Source organism: Streptomyces sp. NPDC043176 (assembly GCF_056436715.1).
On the sequence record NZ_JBWKCA010000013.1, the window covers coordinates 213,721 to 236,778 of the forward strand.

The following is a 23,058-nucleotide window of genomic DNA, read 5'->3' on the forward strand; positions in this document are numbered from 1 at the left end:
ACGTAGCGGCGAGTGTCAGGCGGTGGGCTTTTGGCGGCGGCGGCGGTCGTCGCCGTCGAGGGTGACGCGTTCGGTCATCTGGGCCAGGCGGGAGGCGACGCGGTCGCCGAGGGCTGCCCGCAGGGTGTCGGTGGTGAGGTTGCTTGTGATCAGGGTGGGGCGCAGGTGCTCGTACCGGTGGTTGATCAGCCGGTAGGTGAGCTCCTCGGTCCACTCGCTGGTCTTCGCCGCGCCGAGGTCGTCCAGGAGCAGCAGAGGGCAGCGCATCAGGCTCTGCAGGTCGCGCTCGCTGTCGAACCCGGGGCGTGGGCGCAGGCGGGCGTAGAGGTCGGCGGCGGTGATGGCTTCCCAGCGCAGGCGGACTCCGGCGGCGAGCAGGGTGCGGATGGCGCCGTACGCCTGGTGGGTCTTGCCGGTGCCGGTCGGGCCGACGATCCGCAGCGAGGGGCCCTCCGCGATGCCCGGCGCGCCGGCGGGGCCGGGGCGTCCGGCGCGGGCGATCTCGTCCGCCCAGGCGGTGACCTGGGGGTGGTCGGCGAGGGCGTGCCGGAAGCGGGCGGGGATACGGGCCTCGGCCAGTTCCAGTGCGGTGACCGGCTCAGGTACCGGCTCCTGGGCGGCGGTGTCGGGGGCGATGCCGCGCTGGGCCAGGATGTTGCCGAGTCGGCCGGTGATCCGGGCGGGCTGCTGCGGATCGCGGGTGAGGGCGGCGGTCAGAGTTCACCTCCGTAGGCGGCAGCGGTGTCGGTGGGGTTGGTCCACGGCCGGTGGGCAGCGGTGGCGGCCGGGACGGCGTTCATGGCCTCGTGCACGAGACTGGGCAGGGTGCTCGGGTGCAGGCCCTTGGTGCGGTGGCGGTCGAGGCCGGCGCGGATGTGGTCCGGGGCGATGCCCTCGTTGAGGAGCTTCCTCACCTCGCGGCCGAGGCGGCTGAGCACGTCCTGCGGCGGGCGATGGGTGCACCCGGCGGCGTACTCGCCGATCAGGTCCTTCACCGAGACCGAGACCGAGTCGGGCGCGGGGGCGCTTGCGCCCCCCAACGGGGTAGATCCTAGATCCCTGTTCCTAGGTCCTAGATCCGGACGGTGAGGGCTCACGGAGGGCTCGGGGAGCCCTCCCTGAGACTGCGGTGAGTGCTCACGGAATCGACTCTGACCTGCGGATTCGCCGTTCACGGAGGGCTCGGTCACTCCTCCCAGTCGTGTCACGGAAGGCTCAGTGAGCCCTCCCGGACTACTCGCGGAAGTCTCCGCGAGGGCTCCCCGCATCTGTGGTGAGGGCTCGCGCGGAATCCCGAGATCGTGGTGCGGGCACGGGGGAGTGCGGGCGACACTGGGCCGGTTGATCTTCTGGTGCTGGGCGAAGGTCACGATGTGCAGGTACCGCTTGCCGTCCCCGCCCTCGTAACGGCAGATCAGCCCGGCGTCATCGAGCTGGATCAGGTCGTCCTCGACCGCCTCCGGCCCGTGCTCGCGGCGCAGCGACCACAGCTGGCCGGCGATGACGGCGGCCTGGTCGCGGAACCGGCCCTGGTCGTCGGCCTGGGTGAGCAGCCCGAAGAAGGTCCGCTCGGCGGACAGCGACACCGCCGCGAGCGACTCGGACGAGAACGCCTCGGGCTTGATGGTGCGGATACGGGCGATGGCGATCGACCACCTTTCAGGGGAGGACAGGGGAATCCGGCGGTGCCGGGGTGCATGGCCAACACAGCCACACCTGGTGCGCAGAAGTCCAGACTTTGCACTGGAATTCCGTACATCCCGTCGGCATGCCGCCTCGGCGAGTCCGGTAACTGTAGGGCCGGATTCCCGGTCACCGAAATCGCCACCGAAAATCGCCGGGTGATTCGCATCGCTCACGGCAGACAGGAAAACCCTTCCGGACCGGCCGGCGCGCAAGCTACAACACCACCCATGCCGCCACGCCCCCTCGCCATCGGACCCGCCGGACACGCCGCCGCCCATGTCATCGAACGCACCCGCACCGCCCGCGGCTACTCCCAGCGCCAGCTCGCCGCCCGCGTCACCGCACTCGGCCGCCCCATGACCTTCACCGCGCTCTCCCGCATCGAACGCACCGTCCGCCGCTGCGACATCGACGACCTCGTCGCCATCGCCACAGCCCTCGGAATCGCTCCACAGGCCCTTCTCGCCAGCGCCCTCACACCCTCATGGGGGCCGGGGCGGGCGAAATATAGCCGACGATCCCCGGTTAGCGAAACCGGGGATTCTCCGGATGATTGTGGGTCCCGGAACGCCCGTCGTGCCGGTCCCTGCCAGAAGTCTGCCCACATCCCCAGAGGACGCCTTGCTCGATTCACCTACGCGCCGATTTCAGATTCCCCGCCGCGCACACGTAGCCCCACTCGCTTCCTGTTCTGCTCCGCTCGGAAATCCCGGACGTACGTAGAAGCCCTATTCGACGATCTTGCAGCAGCGGCTGTGCTTGTTGCCTCCCGCCCCGGCTAGATCTCTCAATTCCCGTCGCTCTTTCTCACGCAAAGGAACCGCCTATGGCCCCGCGCCTGCTGTCCATACCCGCCGTCACCGCCGCTCTGGACGTCGACCGCCGAACGGTCTACCGCTTCATCGCCGCCGGCGAGCTGCCCGTCGTCGACCTGCGCACGGGACCGGCTCGCTCTCGCGTCCGCGTCCCCGCCGCGAGCCTGGACGACTTCATCAACAGCCGGGCGGTCTCCGCGCCCGCGCGCCGCCGCTGACCAGGACCGAGTCCCTCCGCACGCGAAACAGGAAGGAACGGAACCACGTACCTCCGGAAGCTGAAGTCCGGCAAATGGCAGGCGACCGTCCGCAACCGGGCTGGAGACCGGTTCAGCGAGTCGTTTCCCCTCAAGGCGCAGGCCCGCGCCTGGGGTACCGACATGGAGACCCAGTTCGCCCGCGGAAGCATGCGGGACCCCCGAGCGGGCGAGATGGCGTTTCGCGAGTGGCACGCCCGCTGGTGGCAGGCCCGCGTCGTCGAGCCCCACACGCTGCGCGGCGACGCCTCCAGCATCAAGAACCACGTGCTGCCCCAATGGGCCGACTGGGAGATGCGGGCCGTCACCCGCATGGACGTCCAGAGCTGGATTCGCGGACTGGTCGAGAAGAGGGTCGGCGCCTCGGCGATCAAGAGGGCGTACATCCTGCTGTCGTCCATCATGCGTGCGGCCGTCGACGACGATGTCATCGCGGTCAGCCCCTGCCGGAACATCGACCTGCCGCAGGTCGCGATCAAGCCCCCGCAATGGTTCACCCTCGATCAGGCGCAGAGCATCGTCGACGAGCTCCCGGCCCCGTGGCGCACCATGTGCCTGCTCGGTTTCTACACGGGCCTGCGCTGGGGCGAACTCGCCGGCTTGCATCGCCATCGGATCGACCAGCGCCGTTCCCGCTTGTTCGTGGTGGAGGTCAACACCAAGAGCGGCATCAAGGAGTACCCCAAGAGTTCGAGGAGCCGCCGAGAGGTCCCGCTCCCGTCACACGTCCTGGACGCCCTCGAACGACACGTCCATCCACTCGACCGTGACGCCCTGGTCTTCACCACCATCACCAAGGGCCGTGCCGGCCGTCGGCTCGATGACGGCAACTGGCGCCGCCAGACCTGGTGGCCAGCCATCGAGAACGCCCACTACTTCGACACCGACGGGGAGCAGCTCCCCGTCCCGCACTATCCGCCCCACTCCATGCGCCACACCTGCGCCTCGTGGCTCGTCCAGAAGGGAGTCTCCCTGTACGAGGTCCAGCACCTCCTCGGCCACGAGAGTTTCCAGACCACACAACGCTACGCACACCTGCAACCGGACGCGCACAAGGCGGTCCTCGGTGCCTGGGAGCGCCTGGACACTCCCTTGATCGTTGCCGCATGAACGACTTCCCGCCCTGTTCCACGTGGACAGGGTGGAGGTGTTTGCCCGCTTATAGCGGCGGTGACAGCGATGGGCCTGCGACAGATCGTGGTTTACGAGGGAAGGAGTGGATACAGCTCTCGCCCCAGGCGAGCCCGACCGCGTTGCCGTACGACCGGATCGGTGCTGAGGGCTGCGCCGGCGAGCTGATGAATGCGCCAGTACATCTGGGCTCTGCGAACGGCGTTCGGAGTGGGCTGGTGGGCGACCTGAAGCACGTCGGCGGGGTCGGTCAGGTCGAGACAGACGGCGAGGCGGGCGAGGTCGGACAGCGGTTCGCCGAAGGCTGCGAGTTCCCAGTCCAGCAGCAGCGACCCGCCGGCCGCGGGCCTGACGAGGTGGCCCGGCTGCAGGTCGTGGTGGAGCAGTCTGGGCTCGATGTCCAGGTCTGTGGTGTCGAGTTGGCGGCGTAGGGCTGTCGGGGCGGGCGAGAGGTCGGGTGCGGCAGTCGTGTACGTGTCGAGACGGCTGCGAAGGTAGCAGTGTCAGGTGCGGTACTGCCGGGCTCCGGTGAGCTGACCGGTATGGGGACCTGTGATGCGGTGGACGGCGGCGAGGGGGCCGGCCAGCTCAAGCAGCCGATCGCCGCCCTCGCCACGGGCTCGAAGTCCTGGTGAAGCCTCGGTACCTGACCTCGCCTCCAAGATCACCGACAGAGTCAAGCTAGGGGGCCACTGAGATGCCGCGCCCGGCAGGCTCGGACGCGGCATCTCCCTGGTCTTCAGGTCAGCACGAGAAGACGGACATGTGGACCAGGTGGAGCAGCTCGCGGACCAGCCCGCCGGCCAACGTGGCGGAAGCGGCGTAGAACGCCGCCTGCCCGAGGCCCTGGACAAGACGGTGGCGGACGCGTCGCTGCTTCGGGGCGGGACGGTGCGTACGGTGGGACATGACGGTCTCCGTTCAGGGGATGAGTCGGCTGCCCCCGCACCGGGTGTTCCTGCCAGGGATACGGTGCGGGGCGCAGTTTCTGCTGGCCCCAAGCCTTATGGCTGACGTGGGTTGAACGCATCTTCCGGGGCTCGAATCTCGGTGTAAGTTCGGCGCCATGAACGGGAATCAGGCCACCACGTGGGTTGAGGGGACCTCGGCCGATCTGGTTGCTGACGGGCTCGTGCTGGGCGTGAAGGCCAGTCCCAGGATGGTGACCTCCTGGGTCGAGGACGGCATGCTCGCCAACCCCGAGCCGCGCAAGGCCAGCGCGCACGGCAGTGATCCGCGAGTCTTTCCGCCCGAGCAACGCGAGTTGTTCACCAGACTTCTCGAAGCCCGAGAGCGTTCCCCGTTGGGGCGCATCCCGCAACGCTCCCTGATCCGCGTCGTGCTGTACCTGTGGCTGATCGACGACACGATCGTGCTCACCCCGCAGGCGCGCCGAGCCTGGCGTACCCACGCGCGCGCCACCGGTCAGACGACCGCCGTTCGGCGCAGGGAGAACGTCCGCGCCATCGTCGAGCAGCTCGCCCACCCCTCGGCCACTCCCAAGCAACGGCGCGCCGCCCAGCTCGTCCTCGAGGAAGGCGAGCGGACTGGCCGGATCGACATCGACAGGCTGACCGCGGTCCTTGCAAAGTTGAACTCGCCCTGGCCTGTCCAGCCCGGCATGCCGAGGATTAAACGAGCCCTTCCCGGACCTTTCGGGCCGGTCTCCGTCCAGCACCACATTGCGATGTGGAAGGCCCACCAGCAGACAATCCGCCGCCTCCGGCATGAGGAGATCGACGAAACCGAGCTCGACCGAGTGCGCGCCGTCTACAGACCGATGTGGGCCGACTATCAGGCCCGTCGGCCCGCCATGGCGACCATCGGCGCCGGAGAGTTCGCGCCGTACTTCGCAGAGCCCGACACCATGGAGGGCCGCGCGATCGAGGCGGTCAATGCCTTCGTGGGAACGCTCGCCGGCGAACTCGGGTTGATCGAAGCAGCCTCCCATGCCGCAGAGACTGCACGCCTCAAACTGGCGCGCTGACGATTCCCAAGGCTGGCCCGCAGCATTCACCCCAGGGGGAGTCTCGCAATGCTGTCGGGTGCAGTAAGAGCGGGAGCCAGATGGCACCCAGGGTGAACCGTGCCGCAGCGCTCCACCGAGCGGCAGAGGTGTGGCGAGGCGTGTGACGTGCGGTAGGCCGCGGGCCACGCCCGGCAGCTGCCGGGAGGCCCTCCGGGGCCGGTTCGGTCGCTGCCGGTGAACGCGTGACCCGCAAGGGGCCCGCACCCGGGACGCCGAGCGCGGACGCGCTCGTCCGCCCTGACTGCCCCGCGCTCACGGTCACTATGAGTCAGCGATGGATCAGCTGCTGGGGCGTCCCCGCCGCGCAGTTACGTCGGCTGCCCGCTTCTTGATGTCGTCGTGGTTCGTGTCGTAGATCAGGGACAGGGCATGGTCCAGGAACTCGACTCCGTCCAGGACGTCACGGCTGCGGAGAAGATCCTCATGGCTGCCCACGTTGCCGATCCATTTGACGGCCAAGAGCAGGTCAGCGGCTTCTGCGTGCTCTGGCAGCGCTGCCTTGAACGTAGAGATTCGTTGGTCGAGGCTGATTCTTGACGGCTTCCCTCTACGGTCGGGCTTGTAGCGGATGATCCCCTGCTCGTCCATCAGGGCCTCGACCGCCGACCGGATCCGGTTCGCAGCAGAGTTGGGGTCGAGCCAAATGATCTTGGCTGCGATATCCACCCGTTCCCCCACCTCCTTCGGGCAGAGGGGGCGGCTTTCGAGCAGAGGCAGCGCTGGGAAGAACATGGTCGGCGTCAAGCGCTGCTCGTACTGTTCTCCCTCCCACTCCCAGTTGCCTGTCGCTTCGACCGCGCTGTGCCCGACGACGCGTACGTGGTCACAGGTCCCTTTCCGGCACGTGAGGATGCAGAGGAAGTCGCCCAGAATCCACTCGGGCTCCCATGCTTCATGGTTGCGCCAGGACTTACTGGTGACCCTCTCTTCTTCCACGAAGGATTCGGGGACCGGTTGCAAGACCCCCCGCACGCACGTGGGACACGGGATGTGGGGCCACTCTTCCAGTTTCTCGGAGAAGCCCTTCGAAATTTCCCGTAGATCCTTGATCAAGACGTTTGCCATAGCGTCTCATCCTGCCAGCGGCAACGCACCCATGGGCGAGGTTTTACGAGGACGTAGAAGGACGGCTCTAGCGTACTCACCAACCCCAGGTTACGTAGACCGGACAGGCCTGCGGGCTCCCCAATTGGCGAGCCCGCCAAAGAACTTCAGCAAAGACGGAGCGGCGGGCGCGGCATGCGGCCTTGCCGGCAGCTCTCATCCGATGCCCGGCTCTGTGCGGCGGCGGCCACCCTCGGCCGGGGGCGTCGACCGGGCAGCATCGCGGTTACCCAGCGGCCGGGTACGCGGTCAGGTCGTCTTCCGGGGACAGGGCGAGTCCGGTGTACCCGTTGACGAGGAAGGGGGCGACACCTGGGCGGGTCGGCAGGTCCGCTCCGGTCCGTGAGTCCAGAGCGAGGGGGCCGTTGTCCGTCTTGCCGTAGACCCGCCCGTTCCAGACGGCTGTTACCCGCGGAGCGACGCGGTTGGCAGTCTGGTCTGGCAGCTGCCACAGCAGGGAGGCGGTGCGGTCGTTGAAGGCCCAGACCTTGTAGAGGTTTCCCTGGTTCCAGGAGCAGACAACGGTGTTCTGCCCATCATGGTCACAGCGGGAGCCGGCAATGTCCTCCGGGGCCTCGTGCTTCACCGTGCCGGTCGCGGGATCGAGGAACTGCTGGATATGTACGCGGTAGTCGTCCTTGTTCTGTGCCTGGACGAGGAGGAGGTGCGGCCCGGCGGGCGTGACGTCGAGGTTGAGACGGTCCTCTCCGCGCCAGCGCTCGGTGCCGGTGAGCAGGTCGTAACCGCGTGCGGATTCGTAGGTCCCGTCGGAGGTCTCCAACTCGCCTGCCACGATGTTCCCGGTTACGGCGGTTGCCTCGAACTGGTCCTTGGTCCACAGGACACGGCGTGCGGTGAGGTCGATGCCATAGGTGGTGGCAGCGGAGAACAGTGAGGACGCGCCGGTGCTGACCGTCACGACGGCGACCTTCTTCGAGGCTCCTACCACCGAGACGGTGCGCGGGCTGCCGTCCTTTGTCCAGGACGGCAGTGTCAGGGGCAGTCTCCAGTCGACCTTGTCGCTGGACGCGTCGGTGGCAGTGAGCTCGATGAAGTTGGTGGCTGCCTGGGTCCCGACTCCGGGCCGCCGTACGAAGAACGGCGCGAGGACCAGCGGATCGGCTCCTGGGGCGACGACCGGAGGAGCGGCGTTGTTGCGGTCGTCCCGGCTGAGCACACTCAGCGCATCGGCCGTGGGAGTAATGGTGGCTGTGAGCGAACCGGTGGTCGTGCTGAAGGCCAGCAGGCGGTCGGGGCTTGCCACGTAGGCCTTGTCCTTGTGGAGCGCCACCGGGATCTTGCCGTCACCCAGCCAGGTTCCGCTGACGCCCAGTAGCCCGGATGCGGCCTCCCAGGGCATGAGGACGCCAGCCTGGGTGTCAAACTTCGCCGGGGGATCGTAGACGGTACGGGCCGGTAAGGCCTGCTTGCCGGTCGGGGCTGGTGGGGCGGAATTGACATGCTCGGGCTGCTGGGTGCAGCCAGCAGCGAAGACCATCGCGAGGGCGGCGATCAAGGTTGAACTGCTGGACTTGCGGACTGAATTCACGAGGCGATGCACCTTTCTCAGTAGTCAAACGATCACCCTATGGCAGCGGTTGCGAGAGCCGCACGGCCGTCTCGGATCGGCGCGGTCGGCAAGGCTCATCTCGACAGCCGCCCGGCGACGGCGACCTTGCGCGGCGCCGGGGTTCGCAGCCTGAGCATCGTCCGCGAGCCGGCCACCGCCTACGGGCTGTCGCCGCAGCGAGAATTGCAGAGATCACTCAGCCACCGGTCCGCCCGCGTAGCATGCCCGCGGCCGTTCGTCTACGACCAGCGCATGTCCAAGGCGGACAGCTCCTCGCCTGCTGAAGCGACAGCTTCCCGGTCTTGACTCGCTGCTGGCTGATCCAGGCCCCGGGCCGCACGGTTTTGCCGTCGGCCAGCTCCCTGTGGCTGTGGGGCACGTTGAGGTGGCCCTCGCGTGCGTGGTACTGGGCAGCCGCCCTCAAGGTGGTGGGCCCACATCTCCTCGCGAGTCCGCTTTACCCTGCCGGAGGCCTGCGTAATGCCGAGCGTGGTAGCCGCTCGTCTGGCGGAACGAGCACGCCGCCGACGAACGGCTATGCGGGATACTCGGTGGGGCGAACGTTGTCTGATGCGGCACTAACAGAAGTGCGGGCCCGGCTCTCTTTGACGCTCATCTGACGCTCGGGCGACTTCACCGGTCGCTGGTGAGGCAGGAATAGGCCCTCTGACCTGCACTTTCTCTGGTCCCCGCTCTCCGTGACCTCTTCCCGATGACCCACCACGTGGAGTGCGTGGCGATCCTGGAGCCGGTGAAGTAGGGCGCCTGCCGGGTCTTCCGGCGGCCGACGTGACCCAACGGGCCTGTGAGCGGTGATCTCGGCTGCTGTGGTTCGGCGGCGGGTGGCGGATGGCGATCGGCTGGGCCGGCCGTTCTGCCCGATCGCATCCAGCAGGGTGTGATCAGGCAGAACGAACATGCCCTGGCGCCAGCGCGAGCTGCGCTCGGGGCGGGCGCGGTGTGATCAGTGCGGAGTCCGGGCACGCAGAGCCTGGATGGTCCAGTCCAAGACGGGGGCGAGGCTTTCCGGAGCCGGCCAGCCGTTGATCACTGCGAGCAGCTCCAGGTACCGCTCCCGACGGGGGTCGTTCGCCGTCTCCAGCCTGCTGATGAGTCGACGGCGCAGCTCGACGTCGTCGGGGGCGCCGAGGACGTCCGCGAAGTGGGCCGTCAGTGCCGCGACGATCTGATCGGACTGGGGCGCGGTCGGAGTGACGTCGGCCGCGAGGACCGGAGCAACGTGGTCACGGACGGTCGCGACGAGGTCGCGGCCCGGACCGCCGACCATGCTCCGGGCCTGCTCGGCCGCCTCGTCGTCGGCCATGCGTCGCATGTGGGAGCGGAAGTCGGCGTCCTGGGAGAGCTCAGCCAGCTCCACCCACGCCTCCACCTGCTCCGCCCGGGGGTTGTCGGGGAGCTCGGGGGTCAGCGAGCGCCCCATCGCCGCGAAGGACGAGGCGCTGTGCGCACCGCCGAAAGTGGCACCGAGGAAGTCCCCGATCAGGTGGCGACGCTCGTCTTCGGAAAGCTTGGCAAGCTTGTGCATGAGATCCATCTCCTCAGGGCTGGACCCGCGTTTGGCCACCGACGTCAGCACGGCGCGTCGCAGGCGCAGGGTGCGAATCTGGACCGCCAGCGCGTCGGCGTGCGCTGCCGCCACCTCGGGTAGCGAGAGCTCACGGTCAAGGACCTTCCGGATGGTCGAAAGATCCAGTCCCAGGTCGCGGAGGGTCCGTACGAGGTCGAGGCGCGCGACGGCGTCGATGTTGTAGAGGCGGAAACCAGCCGGGTTGCGGTCAGTCGGCTCCACGATCCCGCGATCGGAGTAAAAGCGGATGGTTTTGACCGTCAGCCCGGTTCGCCGGGCCAGGTCGCCGATCGAGTAGAGCGTTTCGCCGTCCATGCCCCAACCTTTGCATCTCCCCTAAGGGGAGACTCAAGCTCAGGCGGTTGTCCGTCAGGATGTCGCTCGGGAGTGTCACCGCTCTCGCCGCTGCGACGTCACTCCTGGACCCGACTCGACGCGGGCCGCGTCCGAGCGAGACCGGGGGTGCGGGGCCGGCTTGTCCGAGTGAGCGGGATGCCGGGCCCGTCACCGGCGCGTCAGGCGCCGGTGCCACCTCTGGCGGCGAGAACCGCTCCGTGCAGCGAGGACTTGTCCCCGAGCACCGCCGGCCCGATCGGGGCCGGGGGGTGTCCCTGCCGGCTCAGCAGAGCCGCCTGCCTGGAGGTCTCCTCGACGAAGCCGGGAAGCCCCGCCGCGAATCCGCCACCGATCACCATCGCATCGGGACGCACCAGTTCGCCCACGCCGACCAGGGCGGCCGCCAGTGCCGCGCAACTGTGCGCGACCGCCGCGACTGCCCAGCCCGCGCCCTCGGCGTATCCGTGACGGAGCTCGGCGAAGCTCACCCGCGTACCACGTGCGGCGCTCGCCCTGCGCAGAGTGGCCGGCCCGGACGCCTCCGCCTGGACGCAGCCGCGCCGCCCGCAGTCACAGCGTTCCCCCTGCCGGGCGACGATCAGATGGCCCAGCTCGCACGAACCCCGCCGCGGACCCGGGACGGAGCGCCCGCCCAGGACGATCCCACCGCCGATGCCCGTGCCGACTCCCAGGTACACCAGGTCGGCCCGGCCCGAGGCGTGAGCCTCGGCCAGAGCGGCCAGATCGCCGTCGTCGGCCCAGTGGAGCGCGGCGCGCGGAAACAGCTCGCCGAGGACGGTCGCCAGATCGAGCCCCCGCCAGGACGGGCGAGTGGGCCAGGAGGTCACCCGCCCGTCGGCGTCCAGCGTGGCGGGCACCGCGACTCCCACGGCCGCGACGGGCTGCCCCGTACGGGCCCGGACCTCCTCCGCGTGCCTGCGGAGAGCGGTGATGTCATCGGCGGTCCGCCTGGACTCGGGCCAGGTGAAGGACGATTCGTGGGCGTCGGCGCCGTCCGGCTCGGCGCGGAAGGCGACCTTGGTGCCGCCGATGTCAATGCCGAGAAGAATCGCGCACCTCCGAGAGGGCCAGTTGGCTCTTCAACTGGTCGACCGTGGCAGCGAGTTCGCGTGCGTTCCGGGCGACTCCGAAGACATGGCGGTCCGGCCGTACCAGCACGAACTGCGCCTTGGTGGACGCCAGGAACGAGAGGTAGACGCCATCCAGGTCGATCCAGGTGTCCTCCCCGCTCCGCACCCCGGAGTCGTCCGGAACCAGTTGGACCATGTGCGTGTCGAGGTCGGCGAGGAATCGACTCCGCTCGGGGCTGAGGACGGAGCCCGGGGCGACGGTTGCCAGCAGGACGAAGCCCGTTCCCACCACGTGGTCGAAGAGTCCCGACACCGCGCCCCTGGCGACGCGGCCTTGGGGCACCACCGATCCGGTGGGCGGCGCGGCGACCGTCCCGACGGTCCGGCGCAACAGTCCGTCGCGCAGGGCGAGCGCCACCGAACGGTCGGGCATGCGGCCGGCTGTCAGCGCGACGTCCCGGCGCTCGGCCTCGGCCTCGTCGGTGATGCAGATGATCTTTCCCAGCTGCACGGACAGCTCGGTGGTCCGGCGCACGTGATCGCCTCGCTCCACGCCGTAGCTGTCCAGCAACCGCTCCTCGCAGGCGCCCTTGAGGACGAGATCGAGCTTCCAGGACAGGTTGAGCGCGTCCCGGATTCCGGAGCACATGCCGGCGCCGGCGAACGGCGGCATCGAGTGCGCGGCGTCACCGGCGAGCAGCAGGCGCCCCTTGCGCCAGGTGTCGACCAGCTCCGCCTTGAAGGTGTAGACGGTGTGTCGCGTCAGGACGGCGTTGTCCGGGGTGACGTCGAACGGTTCGAGCAGGCGCCAGGCGGTCTCGGGCCGGTCGAGGTCGTCGATCTTCTCGTCCGGCAGGCGCATGAACTCCCACCGGCGGCGGCCGGGGCCCCCACCGACGACCGTCGTCGGTCTGGCCGGATCGCAGATCTGGGTGTTGATGGGGACGAAGTCGCGCGGCTCGTTCAGGACCACATCGCACAGCAGCCAGTCGTGCGAGAAGTCCAGGTCGATCCGGCCGACCCCCATGGACTCGCGCACGAAACTGTTGGCTCCGTCGCAGCCGACGAGCCAGGCGGAGGTGAGGCTGGAGCGCTCGCCGTCCGCGGCCTCGGTGATCAGTGTGACGCCGTCACCGTCGTCGGTGACGGAGACCGCGGTGCGGCCGCGGTACACCCGCAGGTTCTCGAACGCCGAGGCGCGGGCGCGGAGGGCGTTCTCCAGCTCGGGCTGCTGGAAATGCAGGGCATCCGGAAAGCCGTGCATCCCGACTTCGGAGAAGTCCAGGCGGAGGAGAGTGGCGCCGGCGGCATTGCGCCAGTCGTAGGCGTCCACCGGTTCGGCTGTCCCGGCGAACGAGGGATCGATGCCCAAGGCCACGAGGGTACGTGCGGTCTCGCCGTCGAAAGAGGTCGCCCGGGGCAGCCGGTAAGGGGCTTCCCACCGCTCGACGACGGTGACTCGCCACCCCTGCCGGGCCAGCAGGATCGACAGCACCTGGCCCACCGGACCGTACCCGACGATGACGACGTCGCTGTCGAACCGGTCGCGACCGGTCTGTCCCTGGAGTGCCATGGCGCTCACCGGCCGTTCATGCCGACGAGGGCCCGGGCGGCGAGCCGGTAGCCGTCCGCCCCGAGGCCGAAGATCACACCGCCGGCGAGCGAGCCGAGGATCGACTGGTGCCGAAAACCCTCGCGCGCCCAGATGTTGGAGAGGTGGACCTCGATCCACGGCCGGGGATAGTTGGCGAGGGCGTCCCGCAGGCTCCAGCCGGCGATCATCAGTGCGCCGGGGTTGATGATGGCGCCCACCGCGTCGTAATGGTCCTGCACCGTCCGGACCATCTCGCCTTCGCAGTCGTGCTGCTTGGAGACGACCGTCCAGCCACGTCCGGCGACCTCCTCGGTCACTGCCTGCCGAATATCCTCCAATGTTTCCGACCCGTATATCTCGGGCTCGCGGCGCCCGAGTATTCCCAGGTTCGGTCCATTCAGCAGCAGAATTTCACTCAAGGCCGACCTCGATGTTTCGTCGGGTAATAGATGAATCAGTCGCATGGTGAAGCGCGGTCAGCATACTCCGGTCGAGAGGGTGGCCGGGCCGGCCTCGATCAATTGCCCGACCAGCTCGAAAGATAGGGGCCACTAGGGGTTGGCGTAGGGGGTTGTCGCCATTCCTGCCTGCTGGATTAATGAGCCGCAGTAAACTTGCTTCTGTCAAATGGAAAGGTTGATCGTGGCTGGAATTTCGTCACAGAATCTGGAATTCCCGCAATGGCCTCAGTTCGGCGACGAGGAACGCGTCGGTCTGATGCGTGCCCTGGAGCAAGGACAGTGGTGGCGGATCGGGGGCAACGAGGTCGATCTGTTCGAGGAGGAGTTCGCCGGTTACCACGGGGCCGGACACGCCCTGGCGGTGACCACCGGAACCCACGCGCTCGAACTCGCCCTCCAGGTACTCGGGGTGGGCCCGGGTGCCGAGGTCATCGTCCCCGCCTTCACCTTCATCTCCTCCTCACAGGCGGCGCAGCGGCTTGGCGCGGTCGCCGTGCCGGTGGACGTCGACCCCGACACCTACTGCATCGACGTGGCGGCCGCGGCGGCCGCCATCACCCCGCGCACCCGGGCGATCATGCCGGTCCACATGGCGGGGCTGGTCAGCGACATGGACGGGCTCGGGAAGCTGGCGGCCGACGCCGGGGTCCCGCTCATCCAGGACGCCGCGCACGCGCACGGTGCCGAGTGGCGCGGCAGGCGGGTCGGGGACCTGGGCTCGGTGGCCGCCTTCAGCTTCCAGAACGGGAAGCTCATGACCGCGGGCGAAGGCGGCGCGGTGACCTTCCCCGAGGCCGAGCAGTACGAGCTCGCCTTCCTGCGGCACAGCTGCGGACGGCCCCGGACGGATCGCTCCTACCTGCACAGGACGTCGGGCTCCAACTTCCGGATGAATGAGTTCTCGGCCAGTGTGCTGCGGGCCCAGCTCTCCCGGCTCGACGAACAGATCGAAACCCGGCAGAAGCGCTGGCCGCTGCTGAGCGGGCTGCTGGCGCAGATCCCCGGCGTCGTGCCCCAGGGTGGCGACGAGCGCTGCACCCGCAACCCGCACTACATGGCCATGTTCCGCATCCCCGGGCTGACCGAGGAGCGGCGCAACGCACTGGTCGACGCGCTGATCGAGCGCGGGCTGCCGGCCTTCGCCGCCTTCCGGGCCGTCTACCGCACCCCGGCCTTCTGGGAGCTGGCAGCCCCCGACGAGTCGGCGGAGGACATCGCCCGCCGCTGCCCCATCAGTGAGGAGCTCACCCGGGACTGCGTCTGGCTGCACCATCGGACGCTGCTCGGCACGGAAGAGCAGATGCACGCCATCGCGGACGTGGTGGCCGACGTACTGGGGCGGCTTTGAGCCTCCGGGTGGCCGTGGTGGGGCTCGGCTGGGCGGCCCGGACGATCTGGCTTCCCCGGCTCGCCGCTCACCCGGGCATGACCGTCACGACCGTGGTGGACCCCAGCTCGGCCGCACGGGCGGCCTTCGCCGACGACACCGCGGGTGTCCGCGTGCTCTCCGATCCCGGGGAGCTCTCGCCGGACCTGGTCGACCTCGCGATCGTCGCGGTGCCGAACCACGCCCACAGCTCCGTGGCCGGTGCCCTGCTGCGCCGGGGGATCCCGGTCTTCCTGGAGAAGCCGGTCTGCCTCTCCCGCGCGGAGGCCGACGAGCTGGCCCTGGCCGAGCAGGAGGGCGGCGCGGTCCTCATCGCGGGCAGCGCCGCCCGGTGTCGCGCGGACATCCTGGCACTGCGGCGGCTGGTCACCTCGGTGGGCGACGTACGTCACCTCCGGCTGGCCTGGGTCCGGGCCAACGGTGTGCCGGGCACCGACTGGTTCACCCGGCACGACGAGGCCGGCGGTGGGGTGCTGCTGGACCTGGGCTGGCACCTGCTCGACACCGCCCTGTTCCTTTTGGGCCCGCTGGAGTTCGACCAGGTGGTCGCGGCCACGACGCACGACTTCGTGAACCGCCGCGCCTCGCGGGCCACGTGGCGGGAGGAGGAGCCGGAGCTTGCGGGCACGGAGTCGGCCGATGTGGAGGACACCGCCCGCGCGTTCCTGGTGACCGAATCCGGCGTCTCGGTGTCGTTGCTCACGAGCTGGGCCTCGCACGCCGCACACGACAGCACCACGGTGGAGGTACACGGCAGCGCGGGGACGGCGGTCCTGGGCTGCACGTTCGGATTCAGCCCGAACCGGCTCGGCGGGTCGTCCCTGACGTTCACCCAGGACGGGCGGATCGCGACGGTCCCACTGGACGAGGAACCGGTGGGCGCCGAGTACGACCGGCAGATCGACGCACTCGCCGGTCTCTTGGCCGATCAGGCGCAGCGAGGCAGGGCCGTGGCGGCGGCCCGCCGAACCATCGACGTAATCGAACGAATCTATGAGTCCGCGGCGCGTGCGGCCGGCTCGCGAAAGTCCGAAGAGGTGCCCGCATGAACAGGGAACAGATCAACGGTGCCGATGTCCGTTCGCCGGGCACGGCCTTGCGGGCCGTCATCTTCGATCTCGACGGCGTGCTCGTCGACAGCTTCGGGGTGATGCGCGAGGCGTTCGAGATCGCCCACAAAGAGGTCGTCGGCGCGGGTGAGCCGCCCTTCGCGGAATACAGCCAGCACCTCGGCCGGTACTTCCCGGACATCATGAAGATCATGAACTTGCCTCTGGAGATGGAGGAGCCGTTCGTCCGGGAGAGCTATCGGCTGGCCCATCGCGTCCGCATGTTCGACGGGGTGTCCGAGATGCTGGGCGCGCTCCACCGGCACGGCCTCAGGTTCGCGGTCGCCACCGGCAAGAGCGGTCCCCGTGCCCGCTCGCTGCTCGACACCCTCGGCGTGCTGTCGCTGTTCGACCACGTGATCGGCTCGGACGAGGTGGCCCACTCCAAGCCCGCGCCCGACATCGTCCTGCGAGCTCTGGAACTGCTCGAGGTGGATGCGGCGGACGCAGTGATGATCGGCGACGCGGTCAGCGACCTCGCCAGCGCCCGTGCGGCCGGCGTCACGGCACTCGCGGCGCTGTGGGGCGAGAGCGACCCGGCGCCACTGCTGGCGGCCGAGCCCTACGCCGCCCTGAAGAGTCCGGAGGAGTTGCTCACCTGGTGCCTGGACGCGGCGCGATGACCGGCACCGCTCGAACCATCCGCGTCCCGCTCGGCGAGCGGTCGTACGACGTACACATCGGCCCGGAAGCCAGAAACGCGCTCCCGGCGATCGTCGCGGGCCTCGGTGCGCGGCGGGCGGTGGTGATCTCCGCCCGTCCGCCGGAGTGGACACCGGACCCGGGAGTTCCCTCGCTGCTGCTTCCGGCGGCGGACGGCGAAGAGGCGAAGACCCTGGCAGCCGTACAGGACTACTGCCGCCACTTCGCCCGCTTCGGACTCACCCGGGCCGACGTGGTGGTCGCCGTCGGCGGCGGCACCACAACCGACACGGCGGGCCTGGCCGCCGCGCTCTACCACCGGGGGGTGCCGGTGATCCACCTGCCCACGTCGCTGCTGGCGCAGGTGGACGCCAGTGTCGGCGGAAAGACCGCGGTCAACCTTCCCGAGGGCAAGAACCTGGTGGGCGCGTACTGGCAGCCGACGGCGGTGCTCTGCGACACCGATTACCTCACCACGTTGCCGGCCCGGGAGATGACCAACGGCTTCGGTGAGATCGCCCGGTGCCACTTCATCGGGGCGGGCGATCTGCGCCCGTTGCCGCTGACCGAGCAGATCGTCGCGAGTGTGCGCCGCAAGGCCGAGATCGTCGCGGCCGATGAACGGGACACGGGTCTGCGACACCTGCTCAACTACGGTCACACCCTGGGCCACGCACTGGAGCGCGCGACCGACTTCTCGCTGCGGCACGGCGAGGCAGTGGCCATCGGCACGGTCTTCGCGGGGCGGCTCGCCGGGGCGCTCGGCCGCATCCCGCAGGCGCGGGTCGCCGAACACCTGGACGTGGTAAGGCACTACGGCCTTCCGGCACGCCTGCCCGCCGGCGTGGCACCGGCCGATCTGATCGCCCTGATGCGGCTGGACAAGAAGGCCACCACCGGACTCTCCTTCGTCCTCGACGGCCCCGAGGGAGCGGAACTGGTGGCGGACGTGCCCGAGGCGGCGGTCGCCGCCGCCCTTGCGGGGATGCCCAAGGAGGCATGAGGGATTCGGACCTCGTGGCCTTCGCGACACCCCGATCGTGAGGGTGTGACGAGGACTTCAGGACCGGGAGGACCGGCCCGGTCCGAAGTCGTCCGGAAGGGGCGGCCATACGCGTGCCTGCCGCGGCAGACCGGGCCTCCGCACTCGGCTCGAGCGGGGGTGGCGTCGGTGCGCGCCCAGGCCGCGTCGGCCACGACCCACCGGCAGAGACCCCCTATCCGGCATCCGCCCGCACGACCGGGTGCGCCCCACCGCAGTCCCGGACAACGACTTCGAGGGGGCGTCACCGGTCACATGACTGGTGCCCGCTCCTAGGGGCTGTTAGGGGTTCCATCCCCTACGTCGCGGCTTGCATTCTTCATATGGCCTGGTCAAAGCGTGTATAGGAACGTCGGGGGTATCGGATGCTGCGCACAGAGTTGGTGCGACCGCTGCACGATCTTCTTCGGACGCAGGCCGCCAGACTCGGTCCGAAAACCGCCTATCGCGATGACCACCGCTCGCTGAGCTACGCCGATCTGGAGACCCGCTCACGGCGACTGGCCGGACATCTCGCGGATCTGCGGCTGCGTCCCGGCGACCGCGCGGCCATGCTGCTCGGCAACCGGGTGGAGATGGTCGAGAGCTACTATGCGATCGCCCGCTCGGGCGCGATCGGAGTCCCGCTCAATCCGCGCTCCTCCGACGTCGAACTGGCCTACCTCCTGGAGGACAGCGGCGCCCGGGTGATCATCACCGACGCATTCCACCTGGACCAGATCCGCCGCGTCCAGACGACCCTGTTCCCGCTGACCGTCCTGGTGGTCGGCCACGACCCGGTACCGGCCGGCACGTTGTCGTACGAGAACCTGGCGACGTCGGAACCCGACTCCCCGGCCTACGACAACCTCGGGCTGGACGAGACCGCCTGGATGCTCTACACGTCAGGCACCACCGGCATGCCCAAAGGCGTGCTTTCCACCACGCGCAACTGCCTGTGGTCGGTGGCCGCCTGCTACGCACCCGTGCTCGGGCTGTCCCACGAGGACAGGGTCCTGTGGCCGCTTCCCCTGTTCCACAGCCTCTCCCACATCGCCTGCGTGCTGTCGGTGACCGCGACCGGTGCCTCGGCCCGAATCGTCGACGGGCTGTCGGCGGGAGACGTCCTGGACATCTGGGGCGACGAGGGATTCACGGTCATCGCGGGCGTCCCGACGATGTATCACCGCCTGGTCCGTGAGGCCCGCAGCCGTGGCTTCGAGGTGCCGGGGCTGCGCGTCGGCCTGGTCGGTGGCGCCATCACAACGGCAGCGCTTCGCCGCTCGGTCGAGGAGACCTTCGGCGTGCCGCTCATCGACGCCTACGGCAGCACCGAGACCTGCGGCTCCATCACCATCAACTGGCCCTCCGGGGCCCGGGTCGAGGGCTCTTGCGGGCTGCCCGTGGTCGGCCTCGGGGTCCGGCTGGTCGACCCCCGCACCGGCCTTGACGTGCCGGACGGTGTGGAGGGCGAGGTGTGGGTCCGCGGGCCGAACGTCATGTCCGGCTACCACAACCAGCCGGAGGCCACCGCGGAGGCTCTGAAGAACGGCTGGTACCACACCGGCGATCTCGCCCGTCGTGACGACGCCGGGTATTTCACAGTCACCGGGCGGATCAAGGAACTGATCATCCGGGCGGGCGAGAACATCCACCCGGTCGAGGTCGAGAACGTACTGCGCACGGTCCGCGGCGTTGCCGACGCCGCTGTCGTCGGCCGGCCCCACGAGGTGCTCGGGGAGGTGCCGATCGCCTTCGTGGTGCCGGCAGCCGAGGGGTTCGACCCCGCCGAGGCGTTCGCGGCGTGCCGGGAGCAACTGTCGGCCTTCAAGGTGCCGGAGGAACTGTACGAGATCCGCGAGATCCCGCGGACCGCCTCCGGGAAGATCACCCGCCGACGACTGCTCGAACTTCCGGCGCGGCTGCGGGCGGTGAGCGACACCTACCACGAGTCGCTGCTCCGGACGGACTGGGTGCCCCGGCCGGCTGAGACGAAACCTGTCCCGGGCGACTGGGCGCTGCTGGGTCAGGAGGCGGCACAGGCGGCACCCGGTCTGGAATCCGCCGGGGCGCGGACCCGCATCCACAGGGACCTGGACGCACTGCGCGCGGATGTCGCGGCCGGCGGACCGGTACCCGCGGTGGCCCTCCTGGCCGTACCCCCCGTGGGCCGGGGCGGCGACGCACTCCGCGAGAGCGCCGCCGAGGTGACCGAGTGGGTCCGGACCTGGTCGGCGGACCGGGGCCTCGCGGACTCCCTGCTGGTCGTCGCCACCCGCGGTGCGGTGGTGACCGGTGCCGACGACCCGGTGGACCCGCCCACGGCCGCCCTCTGGGGCCTGCTCTGCTCACTGCAGGCTGAACACCCCGGCAACGTTCTGATCGCCGACCTGGACGACGACCTCTCCCCCCACTCGGCGTTGCCGACCGCCGTGGCCGCGGGGGACCGGCAGTTCGCGGTGCGTGACGGAGTCATCCTGGTGCCCCGTCCGGCCCGGGTCGCCACCGAAGCCGGGCCCGGCGTTCGGCTGTCCCTCGACGAGCCGGGCACCGTGGTCGTCACGGGAGCGGACACCCCGCGCGGCGCGGCCATCGCCGAGCACCTGGCCGACAACTACGGCGTCACCGGGATTCTCCTGGTCGCATCACCCGGACGCATCAGCCTGGCGGCCGAAACACGGGCCAGGCTCGCCGAGTCGGGAACCGAGACCCTGCTGGTCGAGTGCGACCTGACGAACCGGGCGAAGCTGAAGCGGGTTCTCGCCAAGGCCGCTGCTCCGGTACGGGCGATCGTGCACGCCGCTGAGCCCGGCCCCGGCCAGGACCGGCTCACGGCCACCGTTGCCGGGGTACGCAACCTGCGCGAGCTCACCCGTGACGGCGATCTGTCGGCATTCGTCCTGTGCCCGTCCGCCACGGCGATCACCGGCCGGGGAGACGCGGACGCCCTGGCATCGGCCGCCTTCCTCGGCGCCTTGGCCCGGCAGCTCCATGCCGAAGGCGTCCCGGCCTTGTCCCTGGGATGGGGATCGGACCAGGGCACCGCCTCGTTGACCCGACGCCAGGAACTGGCGGCCTTCGACGCGGCCCTCGGCGCGGGCCGGCCGGAGCTCGTCATGCTGGAGCTGGACCCGGAGGCCGTGCCGGACAGTTCCGTGCCGCTCCTGATGCGGACGCCGGCCGACGCCTCGGCGGGACCGACCAGGGAGGCAACAGACGGGCACGAGGACCCCGACGCCGACCATCGCTGGGGCAGCCTGGCGGAGGAGGAACGGAAGCGGCAGCTGGTCGACCTCGTCCGCGAGCAGGTCGCCGAACTCCTCGACCTGTCAGGCCCCCAGGCGGTCACCGCGGACCGAGCCTTCAAGGATCTCGGCTTCACCTCGGTGAAAGCAGTGGAACTGCGCGACCGGCTGGCCCGGGCGACAAGTCTGCGGCTGCCCGCCACCGTCGCGTTCGACCACCCCACGCCCGAGTCCCTCGGACAGCGGCTCCACCGTGAGCTCTTCGGCGCCGTGGAGTCCGTCGAGCAGCCGATCACGACGGTCTTCGGCGCGGATGAGCCGATCGCGATCGTGGGGATGGGCTGCCGCCTGCCCGGTGGTGTCTCGTCTCCGGAGGAGCTGTGGCACCTGGTGGCCGAGGAGACCGACGCGATCTCGGGCTTCCCGGAGGACCGCGGCTGGGACCTGGAGAACCTGTATCACCCGGATCCGGATCACGCGGGTACGAGTTACACGCGGGAGGGTGGTTTCCTCTACGGCGCGGCGGAGTTCGATGCGGGGTTCTTCGGGATCTCGCCGCGTGAGGCGCTGGCGATGGACCCGCAGCAGCGGCTGATCCTGGAGACCTCCTGGGAGGCGCTGGAGCGGGCCGGGATCGACCCGGCCACCCTGCGCGGCAAGCCCGTCGGCGTCTTCACCGGGGCCATGCACCAGGGCTACGCGGACGGTCACACGAGCGAAGTGGGCGGTGCCCCCGAGGGTGTCGAGGGCTACCTGATGACGGGTGGCGCGGGGAGCGTGCTGTCGGGCCGGGTGTCGTACGTGCTGGGGCTTGAGGGCCCGGCGGTGACGGTGGACACGGCGTGTTCGTCGTCGCTGGTGGCTCTGCATATGGCGGCGCAGTCGCTGCGCTCGGGGGAGTCCTCGTTGGCGCTGGCCGGTGGTGTGACCGTGATGCCGGGGGCCGATGCCTTCGTGGCGTTCTCGCGCCAGCGTGGTCTTGCTGTCGATGGCCGGTGCAAGGCGTTCTCGTCTTCTGCCGACGGCACCGGCTGGGCCGAGGGTGCGGGTGTGCTGGTGCTGGAGCGGTTGTCGGACGCGGTTCGCAACGGGCACCGGGTGCTGGCGGTGGTGCGGGGTTCGGCGGTGAATCAGGATGGTGCGTCGAATGGGCTGACCGCGCCGAACGGTCCGTCGCAGCAGCGGGTGATCCGGCGTGCGCTGGCGAGCGCGGGGCTCGCGGCCGGTGAGGTCGATGTGGTGGAGGCGCATGGCACCGGGACGCCGTTGGGTGATCCGATCGAGGCGCAGGCGGTCATCGCGACCTATGGTCAGGGCCGTGACGCGGGGCGGCCGTTGTGGCTTGGGTCGTTGAAGTCGAACATCGGTCATACGCAGGCGGCTGCGGGTGTGGCGGGTGTGATCAAGATGGTGCAGGCGATGCGTCACGGTGTCCTGCCGCGCACGCTGCACGTGGACGAGCCGACTCCTCAGGTGGACTGGTCGGCGGGTGCGGTGGAGCTGCTCACCGAGGCCCGGCAGTGGCCCGAGACGGGACATCCCCGTCGTGCGGCCGTCTCTGGTTTCGGTGTCAGTGGTACGAACGCGCACGTCATCCTGGAGCAGGCGCCCGAGCAGGCTCTCCCCTCGGGGGAGGGCTCCGCTGTATTCGGCGGTGTCGTGCCGTTGCTCGTGTCGGGGCGTGGTCAGGCTGCTTTGGCGGGTCAGGCCGCCCGGTTGGCGGGGTTCCTGTCGGAACGCGCCGAGGACGAACTCGCCGGTATCGCGCGGTCTTTGGTGATGACCCGTGGTGCCCTGGCGGATCGTGCCGTGGTGGTGGCGGCGGATCGTGAGGGGGCGGTGGCCGGTCTGGAGGCCCTGGCCCGCGGTGAGTCGAGCCCTGATCTGGTGACGGCTGTCGGTGGAGCGGTGAAGGGCCGGACGGCGTTTGTCTTTCCTGGTCAGGGTGCGCAGTGGGTGGGGATGGGGGCGGATCTGCTGGGTTCGTCGGTG

General features: G+C 69.6%; 20 protein-coding genes. 9 read left to right on the forward strand and 11 right to left on the reverse strand.

Going from position 1 to position 23,058, the window contains the following annotated elements:
- Positions 1 to 15: 15 nt before the first annotated feature.
- Together AC067A_RS22690 and AC067A_RS22695 are read right to left on the reverse strand one after the other, a co-directional pair.
- A complete protein-coding gene (locus tag AC067A_RS22690) occupies positions 16 to 717 on the reverse strand; it encodes an ATP-binding protein (protein WP_479244314.1) in 702 nt (233 codons plus the stop codon).
- Complete coding sequence (locus AC067A_RS22695) at positions 714 to 1,643, reverse strand: hypothetical protein (protein ID WP_479244315.1); 930 nt, start codon at positions 1,641 to 1,643, stop codon at positions 714 to 716. The genes AC067A_RS22690 and AC067A_RS22695 overlap by 4 nt, the downstream gene beginning before the upstream one ends.
- A gap of 270 nt (positions 1,644 to 1,913) precedes the next feature.
- On the opposite strand from AC067A_RS22695, the gene AC067A_RS22700 reads away from it, so the two are divergent.
- From AC067A_RS22700 to AC067A_RS22710, 3 genes are all read left to right on the forward strand, one after another.
- Positions 1,914 to 2,468: a helix-turn-helix domain-containing protein gene (locus tag AC067A_RS22700; RefSeq protein WP_479244294.1), complete on the forward strand. Its 555-nt coding sequence runs from the start codon at positions 1,914 to 1,916 to the stop codon at positions 2,466 to 2,468.
- Between the two features lie 44 nt (positions 2,469 to 2,512).
- Entirely contained in the window at positions 2,513 to 2,719 is a 207-nt protein-coding gene (locus AC067A_RS22705) for a helix-turn-helix transcriptional regulator (RefSeq protein ID WP_479244295.1), read from the forward strand.
- 162 nt (positions 2,720 to 2,881) lie between these two features.
- The gene (locus AC067A_RS22710; RefSeq protein WP_479244296.1) at positions 2,882 to 3,868 is read left to right on the forward strand and encodes a tyrosine-type recombinase/integrase; all 987 of its coding nucleotides are present in this window, start codon (positions 2,882 to 2,884) and stop codon (positions 3,866 to 3,868) included.
- A 92-nt stretch (positions 3,869 to 3,960) separates the two neighbouring features.
- On the opposite strand, the gene AC067A_RS22715 is transcribed toward AC067A_RS22710, so the two are convergent.
- Together AC067A_RS22715 and AC067A_RS22720 are read right to left on the reverse strand one after the other, a co-directional pair.
- Positions 3,961 to 4,293 carry a phosphotransferase family protein gene (locus AC067A_RS22715; RefSeq protein ID WP_479244316.1) on the reverse strand — a complete coding sequence of 111 codons (333 nt, stop codon included), beginning with the start codon at positions 4,291 to 4,293 and terminating at the stop codon, positions 3,961 to 3,963.
- A 340-nt stretch (positions 4,294 to 4,633) separates the two neighbouring features.
- A complete protein-coding gene (locus AC067A_RS22720; RefSeq protein ID WP_389645441.1) occupies positions 4,634 to 4,798 on the reverse strand; it encodes a hypothetical protein in 165 nt (54 codons plus the stop codon).
- Positions 4,799 to 4,955: 157 nt separating this feature from the next.
- On the opposite strand from AC067A_RS22720, the gene AC067A_RS22725 reads away from it, so the two are divergent.
- Positions 4,956 to 5,876 (forward strand): hypothetical protein, encoded by a 921-nt coding sequence (locus tag AC067A_RS22725; protein WP_479244297.1) that lies wholly within the window; start codon positions 4,956 to 4,958, stop codon positions 5,874 to 5,876.
- Between the two features lie 321 nt (positions 5,877 to 6,197).
- Here AC067A_RS22725 and AC067A_RS22730 read toward each other — a convergent pair whose 3' ends face one another.
- From AC067A_RS22730 to AC067A_RS22760, 7 genes are all read right to left on the reverse strand, one after another.
- Positions 6,198 to 6,983, reverse strand: coding sequence for a DUF4145 domain-containing protein (locus tag AC067A_RS22730; protein ID WP_479244298.1), 786 nt, complete (start codon positions 6,981 to 6,983; stop codon positions 6,198 to 6,200).
- 265 nt (positions 6,984 to 7,248) lie between these two features.
- Complete coding sequence (locus tag AC067A_RS22735; protein WP_479244299.1) at positions 7,249 to 8,571, reverse strand: PQQ-binding-like beta-propeller repeat protein; 1,323 nt, start codon at positions 8,569 to 8,571, stop codon at positions 7,249 to 7,251.
- 217 nt (positions 8,572 to 8,788) lie between these two features.
- Positions 8,789 to 9,016, reverse strand: a complete 228-nt coding sequence (locus AC067A_RS22740; RefSeq protein ID WP_479244300.1) for a helicase associated domain-containing protein — start codon at positions 9,014 to 9,016, stop codon at positions 8,789 to 8,791.
- 540 nt (positions 9,017 to 9,556) lie between these two features.
- A complete protein-coding gene (locus tag AC067A_RS22745) occupies positions 9,557 to 10,495 on the reverse strand; it encodes a MerR family transcriptional regulator (protein ID WP_479244301.1) in 939 nt (312 codons plus the stop codon).
- 200 nt (positions 10,496 to 10,695) lie between these two features.
- Complete coding sequence (locus AC067A_RS22750; protein ID WP_479244317.1) at positions 10,696 to 11,586, reverse strand: ROK family protein; 891 nt, start codon at positions 11,584 to 11,586, stop codon at positions 10,696 to 10,698.
- Positions 11,570 to 13,180, reverse strand: a complete 1,611-nt coding sequence (mhpA, locus tag AC067A_RS22755) for a bifunctional 3-(3-hydroxy-phenyl)propionate/3-hydroxycinnamic acid hydroxylase MhpA (RefSeq protein WP_479244318.1) — start codon at positions 13,178 to 13,180, stop codon at positions 11,570 to 11,572. The genes AC067A_RS22750 and mhpA overlap by 17 nt, the downstream gene beginning before the upstream one ends.
- A gap of 5 nt (positions 13,181 to 13,185) precedes the next feature.
- Positions 13,186 to 13,620, reverse strand: coding sequence for a type II 3-dehydroquinate dehydratase (locus tag AC067A_RS22760; RefSeq protein ID WP_479244319.1), 435 nt, complete (start codon positions 13,618 to 13,620; stop codon positions 13,186 to 13,188).
- 208 nt (positions 13,621 to 13,828) lie between these two features.
- Here AC067A_RS22760 and AC067A_RS22765 point away from each other — a divergent pair, with 208 nt between their 5' ends.
- From AC067A_RS22765 to AC067A_RS22785, 5 genes are all read left to right on the forward strand, one after another.
- Positions 13,829 to 15,010 carry a DegT/DnrJ/EryC1/StrS family aminotransferase gene (locus AC067A_RS22765; RefSeq protein WP_479244302.1) on the forward strand — a complete coding sequence of 394 codons (1,182 nt, stop codon included), beginning with the start codon at positions 13,829 to 13,831 and terminating at the stop codon, positions 15,008 to 15,010.
- Positions 15,007 to 16,098, forward strand: a complete 1,092-nt coding sequence (locus AC067A_RS22770; RefSeq protein ID WP_479244303.1) for a Gfo/Idh/MocA family protein — start codon at positions 15,007 to 15,009, stop codon at positions 16,096 to 16,098. Before AC067A_RS22765 ends, AC067A_RS22770 begins: the two co-directional genes overlap by 4 nt.
- Positions 16,095 to 16,781 (forward strand): HAD-IA family hydrolase, encoded by a 687-nt coding sequence (locus tag AC067A_RS22775; RefSeq protein WP_479244304.1) that lies wholly within the window; start codon positions 16,095 to 16,097, stop codon positions 16,779 to 16,781. The genes AC067A_RS22770 and AC067A_RS22775 overlap by 4 nt, the downstream gene beginning before the upstream one ends.
- On the forward strand, positions 16,778 to 17,803 hold the full coding sequence (locus AC067A_RS22780) for a 3-dehydroquinate synthase family protein (protein ID WP_479244320.1): 1,026 nt from the start codon (positions 16,778 to 16,780) through the stop codon (positions 17,801 to 17,803). Before AC067A_RS22775 ends, AC067A_RS22780 begins: the two co-directional genes overlap by 4 nt.
- Positions 17,804 to 18,207: 404 nt before the next feature.
- Positions 18,208 to 23,058 (forward strand): beta-ketoacyl synthase N-terminal-like domain-containing protein (locus tag AC067A_RS22785; RefSeq protein WP_479244305.1); only part of this gene is annotated, 4,851 nt, incomplete at its 3' end.

Coding starts and splice junctions, on each gene's coding strand:
- AC067A_RS22700 (WP_479244294.1), top strand. CDS start 1,914: ATGCCGCCACGCCCCCTCGCCATCGGACCCGCCGGACACGCCGCCGCC.
- AC067A_RS22705 (WP_479244295.1), top strand. CDS start 2,513: ATGGCCCCGCGCCTGCTGTCCATACCCGCCGTCACCGCCGCTCTGGAC.
- AC067A_RS22710 (WP_479244296.1), top strand. CDS start 2,882: ATGGAGACCCAGTTCGCCCGCGGAAGCATGCGGGACCCCCGAGCGGGC.
- AC067A_RS22720 (WP_389645441.1), bottom strand. CDS start 4,798: ATGTCCCACCGTACGCACCGTCCCGCCCCGAAGCAGCGACGCGTCCGC.
- AC067A_RS22725 (WP_479244297.1), top strand. CDS start 4,956: ATGAACGGGAATCAGGCCACCACGTGGGTTGAGGGGACCTCGGCCGAT.
- AC067A_RS22730 (WP_479244298.1), bottom strand. CDS start 6,983: ATGGCAAACGTCTTGATCAAGGATCTACGGGAAATTTCGAAGGGCTTC.
- AC067A_RS22745 (WP_479244301.1), bottom strand. CDS start 10,495: ATGGACGGCGAAACGCTCTACTCGATCGGCGACCTGGCCCGGCGAACC.
- mhpA (WP_479244318.1), bottom strand. CDS start 13,180: ATGGCACTCCAGGGACAGACCGGTCGCGACCGGTTCGACAGCGACGTC.
- AC067A_RS22765 (WP_479244302.1), top strand. CDS start 13,829: ATGGAAAGGTTGATCGTGGCTGGAATTTCGTCACAGAATCTGGAATTC.
- AC067A_RS22775 (WP_479244304.1), top strand. CDS start 16,095: ATGAACAGGGAACAGATCAACGGTGCCGATGTCCGTTCGCCGGGCACG.
- AC067A_RS22780 (WP_479244320.1), top strand. CDS start 16,778: ATGACCGGCACCGCTCGAACCATCCGCGTCCCGCTCGGCGAGCGGTCG.